Origin of the sequence: Poseidonibacter parvus, assembly GCF_001956695.1 — a bacterium.
Classification (GTDB): Bacteria; Campylobacterota; Campylobacteria; order Campylobacterales; family Arcobacteraceae; genus Poseidonibacter; species Poseidonibacter parvus.
Genome location: NZ_CP019070.1, coordinates 1,408,403 through 1,424,721 on the forward strand (window position 1 = coordinate 1,408,403; position 16,319 = coordinate 1,424,721).

Here is a 16,319-nt window from a genome sequence, read left to right on the forward strand (position 1 = left end):
TTATCAAACCTTGTTTAAAGTGTATGTATTATATTATAAAATCTTTAAAGAAGAATATGAAAGAAGAATTTTATGAAAAAAACTATTACAGTTATTGATACCTTTGGCTTTTTATTTAGAAGTTTTTATGCACTACCACCGTTAAAATCAAAAGATGGTTTTCCTACAGGATTATTAACAGGATTTATGAATTTTATAGCAAATGTTGGAAAAGATTTTCAAACAGATTATATTGTTTTTGCTCTTGATGCAAAAGGACCTACATTTAGAAGTGATATATATACTGAATATAAATCACATAGACCTGATGTTCCTGAAGATTTATTAAAGCAACTTCCAATTGCAATTGATTGGATTGAAAGAATGGATTTCAAAACTGCAATTAGAACAGGTTTTGAAGCTGATGATATTGTTGCCTCAATTGCAAAAGATGCAAAAGAAAAAGGTTTAGAAGTTAGAATTGTTTCTCACGATAAAGATTTATACCAATTAATCGAAGAAGACATTTATTTATTTGACCCAATTAAAAAAAGTGTTATTGATGAAAAAACATGTTTTGATAAATATGGTGTTTATCCAAAACAGTTCACTGATTATCAATCATTATTAGGTGATAGTGCTGATAATGTTCCCGGAGTTAAAGGAGTTGGTGCTAAAACGGCACAAGCTTTAATAGAACAATATAATGACTTAGATAATATCTATGCAAATTTAGAAAATATTGAAAAGAAAAGATGGCAAACACTTTTAACAGAAGGAAAAGAATTAGCTTATATTTCAAAACAGCTTGTAACTTTATCAAAAGATTGTCATTGTATTGATAATTTAGAAGAATTCCATTTACCTGTTGAAAACCCAATTTTAAAAATTTCTGATACCTTATTAGAATTTGGTTTAAATAGAGTAATTGATAGAGTTAATAAAGAAGGACTAAATTATAAAACTGAAATGCCAAAACCAAAAGAAGTTTTAAAAACTGAATATATACTTTTAAACGATGAAAAAGAATTATTCGAAGTAATTAACAAAATACCAAAAGATACTATTGTAGCTTTTGATACAGAAACAACAGATGTAGACACTTTAAAAGCGCAAATTGTAGGTTTTTCTTTTGCCTATGAAGAAGATAAAGCATATTATGCTCCAATTTCGCATTTTTATTTAGGTGCACCTGAACAAATTTCTATTGAAGCAGCTAAAAGAGCTATTAATGAATTAAACAATCATAAATTAGTATTACAAAACTTCAAATATGACTATGAGATAGTAAAATTTAATTTAGATATAGAATTAAAACTATACGCAGATACAATGATTTTAGCGTGGCTTTTAAATACAAGCCAAAGAGTAGGTCTTGATTTCCAAATAGAAAAATATTTTGACCATAAAATGATTGCATTTAAAGATGTTGTAAAAAAAGGTGAGAACTTTTCTAATGTTGAAGTATCTAAAGCTTGTGAATATGCAGGTGAAGATGCATTAATGACTTTAAAACTTTATAAAAAACAGTTAATTGAGTTTGATAAAGAAGAAAATAAAAAACTCCTTGATTTAGCAAAAGAAGTAGAGTTTGATTTTATATATGTATTAGCAAATATGTTTGAAAAAGGAATAAAAGTTGATACTAAAGTTCTTGAAGAGTTAAAACATAGTAACAATGACAATATACAAAGTTTAATTACAAGAATTTATGAAGCTGCAGGAACGGAGTTTAATATTAATTCTCCTAAGCAATTAGGTAGTATTTTATTTGAAACATTAAAGTTACCACCATCAAAGAAAACAAAAACTGGATATAGTACTAATGAAGTTGTTTTACATAAACTATATGATGAACATGAAATTATTCCTTTATTACTAAAATATAGAGAAGCTTTTAAACTTCAATCAACTTATATAGAACCATTATTAGAATTAGCTTTAAAAAATGACGAAAATAGAATTTATACTTCTTTCTTACAAACAGGAACAGCTACAGGAAGATTAAGTTCTAAGAACCCTAACTTACAGAATATTCCTGTAAGAAGTGAGGCAGGGGCATTAATAAGATCAGCATTTATACCAAAAGATGGATATAAACTTGTAGGAATTGATTATTCACAAATAGAGTTGAGACTTCTTGCTCATTTTAGTCAAGATAAAGCATTAGTTGATGCATTTAATTCAGGAGATGATATTCACTATCAAACATCAGTGAAAATTTTTGGTGAAGAAAAGGCAAAAGAGAAAAGGGCAGTTGCAAAATCAATTAACTTTGGTTTACTTTATGGAATGGGAAGTAAAAAACTTGCTGATACTTTAGGAATAACAACTAAAGAAGCTAAGTCATATATTGAATCATATTTTGAAGCTTTTGTTACAGTAAAAGATTATTTAAAATCAATTGAAGAGTTTGCTTTTGAAAATGGATACATTGAAACGCTTCTAAAAAGAAAGAGATTATTTGATTTTGATTCAGCAAATGGAATGCAAAAAGCTGCATATTTAAGAGAATCTGTTAATACTTTATTTCAAGGATCTGCAGCAGATTTAATAAAATTATCAATGATAAAAATATATGAAAAATATAAAAATAATGAAAAAATGAGTATGTTATTACAAATTCATGATGAATTAATCTTTGAAATTGAAGAAAATGAGGTAGAAAAAATAACTAAAGACTTAGAAAAGATAATGGAAAGCATTTTTAGCTTAAACGTCCCATTAAAGGTATCTTGTTCAATTGGAGAGTCTTGGCAAGACTTAAAATAGACTTAAGAAAACCTAATATTGTAAAATATACTAGATATGTTTTGACTTATTAAGTTTTTTTTGTTATTATTATGGCTTAAATCAATATTCAAAGAGTAAAAAATGTTAAAAACAGTAAGAAATATAAGAAAACTTTATAACGCAAAATTATTATTCGTAAGTAGTGATGAAACAATTCATGAAACAATTGAAAATGAATTTGATGATTATTTTAAAGAATTAAAAATAGCAAGTAATATTAATGATGCTTTAGAATTAGCATGTTCAAATACATATGATATGGTAATCATTGATACAAATATTAAAGGTGTTAGTTTTTCTGAATTATGTTCAGAATTAGCAAATTTGGCACCAACATTACCAAAAATTATTATTTCAGATTCAGATGATAATGAAGACATTGTTACAGCTATTAATTATAGTGCATATACTTTTCTATCAAAACCATTGAGACCAAAAGATATTAGACTATCTGTAATCATGTGTCTTAATCAAACAAAAAGAGGTGATAAAATTGAATTCCAAGGTGGAATTTATTTTGATGAATACAGAGATCAGTTTTTTAAAGCTGGTGGAACTTTAGTTGATTTTACAAGACTTGAAAAAGCATTCTTGAAATTACTAATTTCAAAAAGAAGTGATATAGTTGATTATGATTTAATCAAAGAAGTAGTTTGGAAAGGTAAGGATATGTCTATTTATACAATGAGAAATATTGTAAATAAAATTAGACAAAAAACTTATTATGAAATTATTAGAAACCATTCTAATAAGGGATATACAATAGATAATTTTAAGAACTCTTAATCTTATCCATTTGCATAATATTAATAAAAAAGTTATAATATGGAAGAATTGATCGTTTCTAAAGAAGAACTTGTACAGATGTTTGATACTCAAGAGTTAATAGACACTGGTAAATCTTGGTTGATGGACGGTAAAGAAATAGATATTATAGCTTTACATGATGTAGATCCCAAATTTCTTCAAGATATAACAAATGCTAAATTCTACAAATTGATAACCAAAGGTAATAAATAATGTCCCATTGTCCTTTTTGCAAAAAAAAGATAGCTATGAGTAAAGCTTTTTGCTCAAGAAGTTGTAAAGAAAACTATTTTCAACTAATCGCAATTCAAGTACCAAAACCATTTTTAAAACGAATATTTGTTTTTTGTACTCCAGAACAAAGAGAAGTGGAAATTGAAAATTTTGCTAGCAGACATGGTTGGAGATTAGATTTATTAAAAAATAAAATTAATGAATTAGCTATTGAAGCTGGATTTATAGAAGAAAATAGTTAACTTTAAAAGTTAACTATTTTTATTTAGACTTTTTCTTTTAATCATAAAATAAATAATTACACAAACTAATAATACTACTCCTGATTGTAAAATACCCATAGTTAACCAATCACTATAGATAAATCCTAGTTGAATATCAGGTTGTCTAAAGAACTCTGCTACTATTCTCATAAATGAATATAAAATACCATACATAAGAGCTAGTTGACCGTTAAAAGTTTTTCTTTTTCTAAAGTAAACTAATATAGCAAACACAACTAAACCTTCAAGAATTGCTTCATAAAGTTGTGACGGATGTCTTAAAGTCTCTCCTACATAAATTCCCCAAGGAACATCAGTAACACGACCTACTAATTCTTGGTTAAAGAAATTACCGATTCTACCAAAAACGTATGCTGCTGAAATACCAAGAACTGCAATATCTGTTATAAACCAGAATGAAACTTTATTCTTTTTACAGAATAATATTGATGCAATTATAAAGCCTATTAGTGCTCCATGATAACTCATTCCTGCAATTCCAGTATAAACACCATCTACATAAGGATTAAATATTTGCCAAGGGTTTTTTAAATAATACATAGTATTTGTATCATAAAATAAAACGTATCCTAATCTAGCACCTAAGATTACACCAATTTCAGCCCACCAAATATATGAGTCAAATAATTCATTTGAAATATTTAATTTATCATGCTTGATAAACCATTTAGCAATAAAAATTGCTGAAATTAAAGCTAATGCATACATAATCCCGTACCAGTGAACTGGTACAGGTCCTAAATTTATTGCAACTGGGTCAAAATTTGAGTAAATATTTTGCCAAAACTCCTGCATTTTAATCAAGTGCCTCTGCAATTAATTCTATTGGATTTTTAAACTCTACATCTACATCTGAAAGATATAGTGAATTTGTAATTTGCATTCTACATGCAGAACACTCAGCACTTACAACTTGTGCTTTTGTTTCTTTAATCATTGCTGCTTTTGGAAGTCCAGCTGCTTTTGCAAAATCATATTTTTCAGTTTGCATAGTAACTCCACCAAAACCACAACATCTATTTGAATCACTCATTTCTGTTAAAACATAGTTTTGTTTTAGTAAATTTCTTGGTTCTTTCCAAACACCTTGCATTTTTTTAGCGTGACATGGATCATGATATGTAACTGTTGTATCAATAGTTTTTTTACTTTGTGCTAATAAATCTCTTAATTGAGTATTATCATCAAGCCATTTTGTAGCCATAAATATTTTTTTAGATAATTTAACTGCACGTGCTTGCCATTCTGGCTGGTCATGTAAGAAATGTTCCCAATCTTGATTAATCATTGCAGAACATGTTGCTTCTGGGATAATTACAGCATCTACATCATCTATCCATGTTTCAAAATATTCAATATTTTTCTTTGTTAAATAATCAACTGTATCAAAAGCACCAGTAAAATATGCAGGTGCTCCACAACATAGTTGTTTTTTAGGAATCATAATATCAAGCTCAAGCTTTTTTAGAATTTTAACAAGTGCATCACCTGTATTTGTATAAGTATAGTTACTCATACATCCAATAAAAATCGCAACTTTATTCTTTTTATTCTCTTCAACTTTTTTATTTTTTGCAAAAATATTTTGAGGATATTTATTTAAAAAACTTCTCATATCTGCAAAAGGTAAAACTCTATCTTTTTTCACAATAGGAAGTGAAAATCTAGGTTCTGCTGATTGTTTATCTTTATCTAGTTTTAAAGCACATGTCTGGAACATCCATCCCATTCTTGAAAGCATATCCATAGTTTTTCTGTGTCTTAATAGCCAAAAGAATAATCTTTTATACCAAGCTATTCCATATTTTTTAGCAATATCTGCTCTTACTTGTTCAATTACCATATCAGTTGGTAAATCAATAGGACACTCTTCAACACAGTTTGTACATAAGAAACATGATTCAAAAATATCTTTTGCATTTTGATCTAGTTCTAATTCATCTCTTTCATAAGCACCTAATAAATCAATAAATCCTCTTGGACTTGTTGTTTCATCTTGGTTTATATTAAAGATTGTACATACAGGTTTACATTTTCCACATTTAACACAGGCATCAGATACAGCTGTGTAATTAAATTTATTTATTGACACTTTTATATAACCTTTTGTTTAAAATTTATAATATTTATAATAAAAAATTAATATACTAAAAAGTTGGTTAATAGTTGATAAAAAGGGAAGAGGTTAGAATTAAATAGAGTAGTTTAAATAAAGAGAAGCTAAGACTAAATAGTCTTAGAAAATCTTCTTTTATCTTCAGGTATTTTATTTAGATATGCATCAAAAGGCATACAAATATTTCTAATTAACATAGTTCCTGTTTGTGAAACTTGAATTTTTTCATCAGATATTTCTACAAGTTGCGCTTCAACGAATTCTTGTAAGGCTTCAATTGCATCAGCGAAATATTCTTTAAAGTTTACATTAAATTGCTCTTCAACTCTTTTTATATTTAATGAAAAATTAGACATTAATTCCATAATAACAAATTGTCTTAATTGGTCATCATCACTTAATCTATAACCTTTAAATACAGGTAAATCACCATTATCTAGTGCAGCTTCATAAGTAGGAATATCTTTAAAATTTTGAGCATAATAATCAACACCATTTCCAATTGAAGTTAAACCAATACCAATTAGATCAGCTCCACCTTTTGTAGTATAGCCTTGGAAGTTTCTATGTAATTCGCCTTTTTCAATAGCTTTAAATAACTCATCTTCAGGTTTAGCAAAGTGATCCATTCCAACCATTTTATAACCATTAGATGTAAAGAAATCAATTGTATCTTTTAACATTTCTAGTTTTTCTTCTGGTTTTGGAAAAGTAGATTCATCAAACTTTCTCATAGTTTTCATAAGCCATGGAACATGAGCATAATTAAAAACTGCAAATCTATCCGTATCTAAAGTAATCATTTTTTCTAGTGTTTTTCTAAAACTTTTTTTAGTTTGATGAGGAAGTCCATAAATTAAATCAGTATTTACAGAATGAATTCCTGCATCACGTGCAATTTTGATTACATTTTGTGTTAATTCAAAAGGTTGAATTCTATGAATAGTTTTTTGAACTTGTTCATCTAAATCTTGTACACCAAAACTTAATCTATTACAACCTCCAGCTTTTAAAACGTCCATATGCTCTTTTGTAAAGAATCTTGGATCAACTTCACATGAAACTTCAGCATCTGCTCTAAAATTTGGAAATACTTCTTTTACAGCATTTATAACCTCTTCTAGTTGCTTAGGAGAGAAAAAAGTTGGTGTTCCTCCACCAAAGTGCATTTGAGTAACTTCTCTGTTAGTATTCAAATGCTCTTTTAATATATTTAATTCTTTTTTTAAGTATGTAATATATTCAACTTTTTTTTCTTCTTTTGAAGTAAAAATAGTATTACATCCACAAAAATAACAAGCACTTCTACAAAATGGCATATGTATATAAATAGAGATTGCTCTATCATCACTTTGGTTTTTGTAGTAAGCTTTTAAATCATCTTGTGTAAATTCTTCACTAAACTCTGGAGCTGTTGGATATGATGTATATCTTGGTCCTGGTCTTGAATATTTTTCAAATTTTTTAAAATCAATCATATTAAGAGTTTCTCTTTCTATCTAACCAAACCATTACACCTTTTTGTGCATGTAGTCTGTTTTCTGCTTCTTCAAAAATTAAACTTTGAGAGCCTTCCATTACTTCCTCACTTACTTCGTAACCTCTGTATGCTGGTAAACAGTGTAAGAAAATAGCTTTATCTTGAGCTAAATTCATCATCTTTTGGTCAACAATATAACCATCAAAGTCTTTAAGTCTTTGCTCTTTTTCATCTTCTTGTCCCATTGAAACCCAAGTATCAGTTGTAACAACTGTTGCATCTTTTACCGCATCTTTAGGATTATTTCCAATAGTGATTTTAGCACCTGAAAGTTTTGCCATCTCTAAAGCTTTTTCTAAAATCTCAGCATTAACCTCGTAACCTTTAGGTGTTGCAATTCTAAGTTCAAATCCTATTTTTGCACATAAGTTTAACCATGAATGAGCAAGATTATTTCCATCACCTACATATGCTACTACTAAGTCTTTATCCAAACCTGCTTCTTGAATTGTCATATAATCAGCCATTAATTGAACTGGATGGTACTCTGTTGTTAAACCATTTATTACAGGAACTTTTGAATACTTTGTAAATTCTTCAATTTTTTCATGTCCAAAAGTTCTAATCATAACCATATCTACCATACTTGAAATTACTCTTGAAGTATCACTTAAAGGTTCACCACGTCCAAGTTGTATATCATTTGATGAAAGGAAAAGTCCTACTCCACCTAATTGGTAAATACCAGTTTCAAAAGATACTCTAGTTCTTGTAGAACTTTTTTCAAATATCATTCCTAAAGTTTGCTTTGGCATATACTCTTTGAAGTCTTTGTTTTTAGTCTCTTCTTTGATTTGCTTAGCAAGTTCTAATATCTCAAGAATCTCTTCTTTTGTATAATCTGCTAATGTTAAGAAATGTCTCATAATTATTTCCTCTGTAATTAATAAAAGCTGATATTCTATATGAATTAGCATTATTACTAACTTAAATTTGACTTTATTTAAATAAAAGTTTAGAGATTTAGGTAATAAAAAACTCAATAAAAAGCCCATATAATGACACTTTTGTGACAAATTGTGTTATTTGGGATTAAGAAAATCTCATCTATACTTACGAATATTTTTAAGGAAAAGTAAATGATTGAAGAGATTTTAAAAAGAGATGGTTCAAAGCAAAAATTTGAAGCATATAAAATAGAAGATGTAATAAAAAATGCATTTAAAAGTGTTAATATTGTTTACTCACAAGCAGTTTTTTTTAATGTTATTGAGTTAATTAAACAAAAAAGAGTCGTAGCAGTTGAAGATATTCAAGATATTATTGAAAAAGAGTTATATAAAGCTAGATATTTTGAAGTAATGAAATCTTTTATTGTTTATAGACATTTACATAAAATACAAAGAGAACAAGTTTTACAACTTGAAACAGATACTACATATATAAATTCAAGTCAAACTATACAAGAGTATATAAATGGTTCTGACTGGCGTATTAAAGCCAATTCAAATACTGGATATTCACATGCGGGACTTATAAATAATAGTGCAGGAAAAGTTATTGCAAACTATTGGCTTGATAAAGTTTATTCAAAAGAAGAAGGATATGCACATAGAAATGCTGATTATCATATACATGATTTGGATTGTTTAAGTGGTTATTGTGCGGGTTGGTCTTTAAGGGTTTTACTTGATGAAGGTTTTAATGGTGTTAGAGGTAGAGTTGAAAGTTCTGCTCCAAAGCATTTTAGAGAAGCTTTAGGACAAATGGCAAACTTTTTGGGAATATTACAAAGTGAATGGGCAGGAGCTCAAGCTTTTTCTTCTTTTGATACTTATTTAGCACCTTATGTTTTTAAAGATAAACTCTCATACAGTGAAATAAAAAAAGCTGTTAGATCATTTATTTATAATTTAAATGTTCCAGCACGTTGGGGACAAAGCCCTTTTACAAATATTACAATTGATTGGACAGTTCCACAAGATTTAAAAGATCAAATTCCTACTTCAAATCAAGAACATCTATTAAAAGATGTTAAAGATGATGAACTATTAGAAGCAATTAAACAAAAAGGCTACTCTACTTTTGAGCAATTAACATACAAAGATTTTCAAAAAGAGATGAATCTTATTAACAAAGCTTATTATGAAGTAATGACTCAAGGTGATAAAACAGGTCAACCTTTTACTTTCCCAATTCCAACAGTAAATATTACAGAAGATTTTGATTGGTATGGTGAAAATACTGATATATTATTTGAAAACACTGCAAAAATAGGGTCTTCATATTTTCAGAATTTTATTGGAAGTCAATATATAAAAGATGAAAATGGAAAACTAATACCAAATGATAAGGCATATAAACCAGGTCATGTAAGATCAATGTGTTGCAGATTACAGCTTGACTTAAGAGAGTTACTAAAACGTGGTGGTGGTCTTTTTGGAAGTGCTGAAATGACAGGAAGTATTGGTGTTGTAACTATAAATATGGCTAGACTTGGCTTTTTATATAAGCAAGATATTAATGGTTTATTAAAAAGATTAGAAGAGTTAATGTTTTTAGCTAAATCAACACTAGAGAAAAAAAGAGTATTTGTTCAAGATATGTATGATAGAGGACTTTTCCCTTATACACAAAGATATCTACCTGGCTTTAATAATCATTTCTCAACAATTGGTGTAAATGGTATGAATGAGATGATTAAAAACTACTTTGAAAATGACACTGATTTATCAAGTGAACTTGGAAATACTTTTTGTAGTGAAATTTTAGATTTTATGAGAGATAAAATGATTGAGTTTCAAGAAGAAACTGGAAATCTTTATAATCTTGAAGCAACACCTGCTGAAGGGACTACTTATAGGTTCGCAAAAGAAGATAAAAAAAGATATGAAAATATTATTCAAGCAGGTAGCGAAGATAATATTTATTATACAAATTCATCACAATTACCAGTAGATTTTACTGATGATCCTTTTGAAGCCTTAAGCTTACAAGATGAACTACAGTGTAAATACACAGGAGGAACAGTTTTACATCTTTATATGAATGAAAAATTGTCTTCAATAGATGCTTGTAGAAAATTTGTAAAAAATACAATTTCTAATTTTAAATTACCATATATAACAGTTACACCGCTATTTTCAGTATGTGAAAAACATGGTTACTTAAATGGAGAACATGAATTTTGCCCAAAATGTGATGAAGAAATCTTAGCAAAGGAGAAAAGTAATGAACAAACAAGAAGTGCTTGATGCAAATGAAAATAAAAGAACAAGATGTATGGTTTATACAAGAGTTATGGGTTATCACAGACCTGTTGAGAGTTTTAATATTGGAAAAAAAGCTGAACATAAACAAAGAGTAAAATTTGTTGAATCAAAGAATTGTTTATAATCTAACTAAGTTTACAACAACTGATTACGTAGGACACTTGTCTTGCGTAATTTGGTTTATAAAGTGTAACTTTAGATGTGAGTATTGCTATAACGATGATTTAGTTTACTCTAAAACTGGTAACTACTCATTAGATGAATGCTTAGAGTTTTTAAAAACTAGAGTAGGGTTATTAGATGCAGTTGTATTATCAGGTGGTGAAGCTAGTATTCATAATTTAGTTGATTTTTGTATTGAGCTTAAAAAGCTTGGCTTTAAAATTAAACTAGATACAAATGGAACAAACCCAAAACAAATAAAAAAATTAATTTCTTTAAATTTGATTGATTATATGGCCATTGATTTTAAAGCAACAAAAGAAAAGTTTTATGAAATTACTAAAACTAATATGTATGATGAATATATAAAAACTATAAAATATTTAATAAAAATTAACTTTGATTTTGAAATTAGAACGACGGTCCATTCACAACTTTTAAACAGTGATGATATAAATGAGATGATTACTGTATTAGAAAATATTGGATATAAAAATACTTATTATTTACAAAACTTTTTACAAACCCCTACAAATATAGGAGATATTAAAGAAGAAAGTATATTTAATAAAGATGATATTAAATCAAATACTTTAAATATTACTTGGAGAAATTAAATAACCCTGACCAGAAGCATTTTGTATTAAGTCTCTTGAAGTTTTTAGTCTTAATCTTTTTATAAAGGTTCTAAGCCTTTCATCATTTACTTCTTCTTCCCAAATCGTTTCTTTTATTGTTGAAGCTTCTACAACTTCATTTTGATGTTTTAATAATAAGTAAAAAAACTCTTTTTCTCTTTTCGTTAAACTTATCAATACCCCGTCCTTATACAATGTAGTGGAATTATTATCAAAAACAAAACCATCTTTTAATTTAACTTTTCTTCGTTTATTTAATGTTGGTGCAATTTTATTAATATGCTCTAATACCTCATCAGGATCAAAAGGCTTTATAAAATATTTATTTATTCCTATATCAATAGCTTTTAGCAGTTTTTCTTTATCTGAATGTGCACTTAGAACAATAATTGGAGTTAATTCATCTATTTCTTTTATTAAAATAGTCATTTCTAAGCCATCAGTTATTGGCATCATAATATCTGTTATTACAATATCAGGTTTATTTGTCTTAAATCTTTTTAAACCCTCTTGCGCGTCTTTTGCAATAAATACTTTATGAAAGTAATCATTTAATGCATCTTTTAATAAACTTGCAATTTTAACTTCATCTTCAACAATTAGTATTTTTAGTGTTTTTAATAAGTTTAAATTCATTTTCAAATTATCTTACTTTAATTATTTGGTATTAAAATACTAAATTTTGAACCATCTTTAATATTTTTATGTTCTATTCTTCCATTTAAACTTTTTTCAATAATCATCTTTGACATAAAAAGTCCTAACCCTATACCTTGTGATTTATGTTTACTAGTAAAATAAGGTTCGAATATTTTATCAATAGATTCTTTATTTATTCCTAAAGCATTATCTTCTACATAAATACAAGCATAATTTATATTATCAATAATTTCATCTTTTAAAACTATACTGATTTTTTTATTTATAATGTTATTAACAATAAATGCATCTTTTGCATTTTGAATTAGGTTTATGATAACTTGAACTAACTCATTTGATACCCCTAAAGCTTTACAATCTTCAAAAATAGTAATCTTAATATCAATTTGCTCTTGTATTATTACCTTATTTAATATATTTACAGCTTCGTTTATTGCATCTTTTATTATAAAAATTTCTTTATCTTTTTTAGGATTGAAAAAATTTGTAAAATCTTCTATTGTATTAGACATATTTTTTATTAAAGTAATGCTATCTTTGTAAAGCAAATCAACTTTTTGTTCATCTTTTTTTAATGATGCTTTTTTCATATTGTATAAAGTAAGATTTAACTCAGTTAAAGGTTGTCTCCATTGATGTGCTATATTTGCAATCATTTGACCAAGTGAAGCCATTCTTGATTGCATAAAGAGAATTTTCTGTTTTTCTTCTAAATCTTTTTGAAGTTGTTTTTCTTTTGTAACATCATATCTTATTGCTATAAACTCTTTTATATTTGCTTCATCATCTAAAATAGGAGTAATTGTAGTATTTAAATAAACAGTGTTGCCATTTTTACAAAGATTTTTAACAGTTGCCTTGTAAGATTGCTTTGAAAGTATTGTTTTCCATAATGCTTCAAAATCTGAACAGAGTGCATCTGGATGTCTTACTATATTATGGTTTTGACCTAGAAGTTCATCTCTTGTATATCCGCAGATTTTACAAAACTCATCATTTACAAAAGTGATAATTCCGTTAATATCAGTTTTTGATACTATATTTGAATTTTCAATTGCGTCTTGATAAGTATTGCTCATTTTATTTAACTATGCTTTTTTCATTAACTCACAAGCTTCTTTAGCATGGTAAGTTATGATTATATTTGCTCCAGCTCTTTTAAAGCCCATTAGAGTTTCCATCATAACTCTTTCATAATCAATTAAACCTGCTGCTCCTGCATTTTTAAGCATTGCATACTCTCCACTTACGTTATATACACATAATGGTAATTTTGTTTCATTTCTAATATCTCTAATTACATCTAAAAATGCAAGGGCTGGTTTAACCATTAAGATATCAGCACCTTCTTTTTCATCTTGTAATGATTCTTCAATAGCTTCAAGTCTATTTGCTGGATTCATTTGATAAGTTCTTCTATCTCCAAAAGATGGTGTTGATTCAGCAACATCTCTAAATGGTCCATAATAACCACTTGCAAATTTAGTTGAATAAGCCATAATAGGTAAGTTTTCATATCCATTCTCATCTAATGCAGTTCTAAGTGTTGTGATAATTCCATCCATCATTCCTGAAGGTGCAATCATATCAGCACCTGCTTTTGCATGTACTATTGCTTGTTGAGCTGAAATTTCTAATGTTTTATCATTATCAACTGTTTGTGTTTTAGGATCTAGTATTCCACAATGTCCATGGTCTGTATATTCACAAAAACATAAATCAGTTACAACAAACATTTGAGGGAACTTTTCTTTTATAGCTCTTATTGTTCTAGAAATAATACTTTCATTACATAAACACTCACTTCCTACTGAATCTTTTACATCAGGAATTGCAAAAAGGATAATTGATTTTAAATCAATACTAATTAAGTACTCACACTCTTTTAGTATTTCATCAATACTCATTTGAAATACTCCAGGCATTGAAGATACTTCATTTTTAATGCCAACTCCTTCGCGTACAAACAGTGGATATATAAAGTCATCTGGTGTAACTGTAGTTTCTTGCACTAGATTTCTTAAAGTTTCATTTATTCTTAGTCTTCTAAATCGTTTAAACATTCTATTTACCTCTTTTGGTTATAATCTGCGAATTATAACAATAATAAGGTTTAAAGACAATGAATATAATACAATCAAATATTGCAAACCTGCCTACAAAACATGGAAATTTTAGAATAAAAGCTTATACACAGGACAATCAAGAACATTTAGCAATTATGAGTGAGGATTTTGAAAATATACAAATACCTTATGTACGAGTTCACTCAGAATGCTTAACAGGTGATGCACTAGGAAGTTTAAAGTGTGATTGCCAGAATCAATTAAATTTATCATTAGATTTTATAGGGGAAAATGGTGGTTTAGTAATATACCATAGACAAGAAGGAAGAAACATAGGCTTACTAAATAAAGTGAATGCTTATTGTTTACAAGATAAAGGTAGAAATACTATAGAAGCTAACTTAGAGTTAGGCTTTAAAGAAGATGAGAGAAATTATAAAATAGTAAAACATATTTTTAATGATTTAAATATCAAAAAAATTAAACTAATTACTAATAACCCTCATAAAATAGAATATATAAAAAGTATTGGGGTTGAAATAGTTGAAAGAATTCCTGCTATTACAGAGGTTAATAAACACAATATTGATTACCTAAATACAAAAAAAGATCAAATGGGGCATATGCTGTAATGAACTTACAAGAACTTTTAGAACAAAACGATTTTAGTTTTGATAGTAAATTTTACAAAGATTGTAATATCTTTGTAGGATTATTACAACAATGGGGTAAAGTTCATAATTTAAGTGGACGATTAAGTACTGAAGATATTAATGAAAATATTTTAGATTCGATATATCCTTTAAAATTTATTGCAGAATATAAAAGCTTTGCAGATATAGGAACAGGGGCTGGTTATCCTGGACTTTTACTAGCTATTGCAAATAGAGACTGTAAAGCTTATTTAATAGAACCAAGAGTTAAGAGAGTTGCATTTCTAAATTTTGTAAAAGCTTCTTTAAAACTTGATAATCTAACTGTAATTTGTGATAGAGTTGAGAAGGTAGAAGATTTAAAAGTAGATTTGATTACTTCAAGAGCTGTTACAAATACAGCACTTTTATTAGATATTACAAAAAATATTATTAACGAGAATCCTTCATATTTATTTTATAAAGGTAGCATGTTAAACGAAGAATTAGAAGTAGCAAAAGTTAATCAAAATTATAAAATAGTCAATAGAAATGATAGAAACTATTTATATATAAAAGGTAAGTAATGATTTTAAAAATATTAGCAATAGCGGCAGTTTTATTTTTAGTATATATAATCTTTTTTAAGAAGAACAGAGAAAAAGATATTATAAAAAAGAAAGATGTTAAATATGAAGATGAAATGGTTGAATGTCCAACATGTAAAACATATATTTCAACAAAAGAATCAATTGTAAGTAATGGAAAATATTACTGTTCAAAAGATTGTTTAGCTAATAAATAGGAGTTTGTATGATACTTATTGGGGATAAACTTATTCCATTTGATGATTTAGTAAACATTTCTTCTCTTGAAGAAATAAAAAACACTAAAGCAAATAGTATTATTTCATTTCGTTACAACGAAAATTTATTGACTTATTCATCGAAAAATGAACTTGATTTTGCAGTAGTAATTAAATCAATTAAAGAAGCAATTTATGCAAACTGTTTAAATGCTAGGTATATAATTTGTCAAAAAGATTTAAGTAAAGATGTACAAAAAATAGCAGACAATTATATGTTTGATTCTAAAGTATTAGCTATTATAGAATCTTGTGATGAAATAGAAGAAATAGCACAAAATGAAATAGATGGAATCATCTATAAAGAAATAATAAAATAAGCAAATCTTAA

General features: G+C 27.4%; 18 protein-coding genes. 11 read left to right on the forward strand and 7 right to left on the reverse strand.

Translation table 11 applies throughout. The annotated features are described in order from the left end of the window. Nucleotides 1–72 precede the first annotated feature (72 nt). The 4 genes from polA to LPB137_RS07050 all read left to right on the forward strand — a co-directional run bounded on the left by polA (nt 73) and on the right by LPB137_RS07050 (nt 4,055). Entirely contained in the window at nt 73–2,751 is a 2,679-nt protein-coding gene (gene polA, locus LPB137_RS07035) for a DNA polymerase I (RefSeq protein ID WP_076086264.1), read from the forward strand. Between the two features lie 102 nt (nt 2,752–2,853). Next, nucleotides 2,854–3,558, forward strand: a complete 705-nt coding sequence (locus tag LPB137_RS07040) for a response regulator transcription factor (RefSeq protein ID WP_076086268.1) — start codon at nt 2,854–2,856, stop codon at nt 3,556–3,558. Nucleotides 3,559–3,597: 39 nt separating this feature from the next. Next, entirely contained in the window at nt 3,598–3,792 is a 195-nt protein-coding gene (locus LPB137_RS07045; RefSeq protein WP_076086271.1) for a hypothetical protein, read from the forward strand. 35 nt (nt 3,793–3,827) lie between these two features. Continuing rightward, on the forward strand, nt 3,828–4,055 hold the full coding sequence (locus LPB137_RS07050; protein WP_237671629.1) for a hypothetical protein: 228 nt from the start codon (nt 3,828–3,830) through the stop codon (nt 4,053–4,055). Between the two features lie 9 nt (nt 4,056–4,064). Here the strand turns inward: LPB137_RS07050 and lgt are convergent, their stop codons facing one another. The 4 genes from lgt to argF form a co-directional block, all read right to left on the reverse strand. After that, the gene (gene lgt, locus LPB137_RS07055; protein ID WP_076086277.1) at nt 4,065–4,892 is read right to left on the reverse strand and encodes a prolipoprotein diacylglyceryl transferase; all 828 of its coding nucleotides are present in this window, start codon (nt 4,890–4,892) and stop codon (nt 4,065–4,067) included. Between the two features lies 1 nt (nt 4,893). Further along, the gene (locus tag LPB137_RS07060; protein ID WP_076086280.1) at nt 4,894–6,189 is read right to left on the reverse strand and encodes a (Fe-S)-binding protein; all 1,296 of its coding nucleotides are present in this window, start codon (nt 6,187–6,189) and stop codon (nt 4,894–4,896) included. A 134-nt stretch (nt 6,190–6,323) separates the two neighbouring features. Next, a complete protein-coding gene (gene hemN, locus LPB137_RS07065; protein ID WP_076086283.1) occupies nt 6,324–7,691 on the reverse strand; it encodes an oxygen-independent coproporphyrinogen III oxidase in 1,368 nt (455 codons plus the stop codon). A 1-nt stretch (nt 7,692) separates the two neighbouring features. Then, nucleotides 7,693–8,619 carry an ornithine carbamoyltransferase gene (gene argF, locus LPB137_RS07070; protein ID WP_076086286.1) on the reverse strand — a complete coding sequence of 309 codons (927 nt, stop codon included), beginning with the start codon at nt 8,617–8,619 and terminating at the stop codon, nt 7,693–7,695. A gap of 213 nt (nt 8,620–8,832) precedes the next feature. Here argF and LPB137_RS07075 point away from each other — a divergent pair, with 213 nt between their 5' ends. From LPB137_RS07075 to LPB137_RS07085, 3 genes are read left to right on the forward strand one after another with little or no spacing between them, the layout of a single operon-like run. Beyond that, entirely contained in the window at nt 8,833–10,947 is a 2,115-nt protein-coding gene (locus LPB137_RS07075) for a ribonucleoside triphosphate reductase (protein WP_076086289.1), read from the forward strand. After that, a complete protein-coding gene (gene nrdD, locus LPB137_RS14750) occupies nt 10,925–11,089 on the forward strand; it encodes an anaerobic ribonucleoside-triphosphate reductase (protein ID WP_076086292.1) in 165 nt (54 codons plus the stop codon). The genes LPB137_RS07075 and nrdD overlap by 23 nt, the downstream gene beginning before the upstream one ends. Next, complete coding sequence (locus LPB137_RS07085; protein ID WP_076086295.1) at nt 11,067–11,744, forward strand: anaerobic ribonucleoside-triphosphate reductase activating protein; 678 nt, start codon at nt 11,067–11,069, stop codon at nt 11,742–11,744. Before nrdD ends, LPB137_RS07085 begins: the two co-directional genes overlap by 23 nt. Here the strand turns inward: LPB137_RS07085 and LPB137_RS07090 are convergent. Genes LPB137_RS07090 through hemB form a run of 3 tightly spaced genes read right to left on the reverse strand, consistent with a single transcriptional unit; the run spans nt 11,721 to nt 14,488 of the window. Continuing rightward, nucleotides 11,721–12,401, reverse strand: a complete 681-nt coding sequence (locus tag LPB137_RS07090; RefSeq protein WP_172802471.1) for a response regulator transcription factor — start codon at nt 12,399–12,401, stop codon at nt 11,721–11,723. The genes LPB137_RS07085 and LPB137_RS07090 overlap by 24 nt on opposite strands. A 17-nt stretch (nt 12,402–12,418) precedes the next feature. Further along, nucleotides 12,419–13,504, reverse strand: coding sequence for a PAS domain-containing sensor histidine kinase (locus LPB137_RS07095; RefSeq protein WP_076086298.1), 1,086 nt, complete (start codon nt 13,502–13,504; stop codon nt 12,419–12,421). A 9-nt stretch (nt 13,505–13,513) separates the two neighbouring features. Next, on the reverse strand, nt 13,514–14,488 hold the full coding sequence (hemB, locus tag LPB137_RS07100) for a porphobilinogen synthase (RefSeq protein WP_076086301.1): 975 nt from the start codon (nt 14,486–14,488) through the stop codon (nt 13,514–13,516). A 59-nt stretch (nt 14,489–14,547) separates the two neighbouring features. On the opposite strand from hemB, the gene ribA reads away from it, so the two are divergent. The 4 genes from ribA to LPB137_RS07120 are packed head-to-tail and all read left to right on the forward strand — an operon-like array spanning nt 14,548 to nt 16,308. Continuing rightward, nucleotides 14,548–15,123 carry a GTP cyclohydrolase II gene (gene ribA / locus LPB137_RS07105; RefSeq protein ID WP_076086304.1) on the forward strand — a complete coding sequence of 192 codons (576 nt, stop codon included), beginning with the start codon at nt 14,548–14,550 and terminating at the stop codon, nt 15,121–15,123. Beyond that, nucleotides 15,123–15,710, forward strand: a complete 588-nt coding sequence (rsmG, locus tag LPB137_RS07110) for a 16S rRNA (guanine(527)-N(7))-methyltransferase RsmG (RefSeq protein WP_076086307.1) — start codon at nt 15,123–15,125, stop codon at nt 15,708–15,710. The genes ribA and rsmG overlap by 1 nt, the downstream gene beginning before the upstream one ends. Next, on the forward strand, nt 15,710–15,928 hold the full coding sequence (locus tag LPB137_RS07115) for a PP0621 family protein (protein WP_076086310.1): 219 nt from the start codon (nt 15,710–15,712) through the stop codon (nt 15,926–15,928). The genes rsmG and LPB137_RS07115 overlap by 1 nt, the downstream gene beginning before the upstream one ends. 8 nt (nt 15,929–15,936) lie before the next feature. Continuing rightward, entirely contained in the window at nt 15,937–16,308 is a 372-nt protein-coding gene (locus LPB137_RS07120; RefSeq protein ID WP_076086313.1) for a hypothetical protein, read from the forward strand. Nucleotides 16,309–16,319: the final 11 nt, after the last annotated feature.

Excerpts from the sequence above, each read along its gene's own strand:
- polA (WP_076086264.1), top strand. The coding sequence starts at position 73 with ATGAAAAAAACTATTACAGTTATTGATACCTTTGGCTTTTTATTTAGA.
- LPB137_RS07040 (WP_076086268.1), top strand. The coding sequence starts at position 2,854 with ATGTTAAAAACAGTAAGAAATATAAGAAAACTTTATAACGCAAAATTA.
- LPB137_RS07045 (WP_076086271.1), top strand. The coding sequence starts at position 3,598 with ATGGAAGAATTGATCGTTTCTAAAGAAGAACTTGTACAGATGTTTGAT.
- LPB137_RS07050 (WP_237671629.1), top strand. The coding sequence starts at position 3,828 with ATGAGTAAAGCTTTTTGCTCAAGAAGTTGTAAAGAAAACTATTTTCAA.
- lgt (WP_076086277.1), bottom strand. The coding sequence starts at position 4,892 with ATGCAGGAGTTTTGGCAAAATATTTACTCAAATTTTGACCCAGTTGCA.
- hemN (WP_076086283.1), bottom strand. The coding sequence starts at position 7,691 with ATGATTGATTTTAAAAAATTTGAAAAATATTCAAGACCAGGACCAAGA.
- argF (WP_076086286.1), bottom strand. The coding sequence starts at position 8,619 with ATGAGACATTTCTTAACATTAGCAGATTATACAAAAGAAGAGATTCTT.
- LPB137_RS07075 (WP_076086289.1), top strand. The coding sequence starts at position 8,833 with ATGATTGAAGAGATTTTAAAAAGAGATGGTTCAAAGCAAAAATTTGAA.
- nrdD (WP_076086292.1), top strand. The coding sequence starts at position 10,925 with ATGAACAAACAAGAAGTGCTTGATGCAAATGAAAATAAAAGAACAAGA.
- LPB137_RS07090 (WP_172802471.1), bottom strand. The coding sequence starts at position 12,401 with ATGAATTTAAACTTATTAAAAACACTAAAAATACTAATTGTTGAAGAT.
- LPB137_RS07095 (WP_076086298.1), bottom strand. The coding sequence starts at position 13,504 with ATGAGCAATACTTATCAAGACGCAATTGAAAATTCAAATATAGTATCA.
- hemB (WP_076086301.1), bottom strand. The coding sequence starts at position 14,488 with ATGTTTAAACGATTTAGAAGACTAAGAATAAATGAAACTTTAAGAAAT.
- ribA (WP_076086304.1), top strand. The coding sequence starts at position 14,548 with ATGAATATAATACAATCAAATATTGCAAACCTGCCTACAAAACATGGA.
- rsmG (WP_076086307.1), top strand. The coding sequence starts at position 15,123 with ATGAACTTACAAGAACTTTTAGAACAAAACGATTTTAGTTTTGATAGT.
- LPB137_RS07115 (WP_076086310.1), top strand. The coding sequence starts at position 15,710 with ATGATTTTAAAAATATTAGCAATAGCGGCAGTTTTATTTTTAGTATAT.
- LPB137_RS07120 (WP_076086313.1), top strand. The coding sequence starts at position 15,937 with ATGATACTTATTGGGGATAAACTTATTCCATTTGATGATTTAGTAAAC.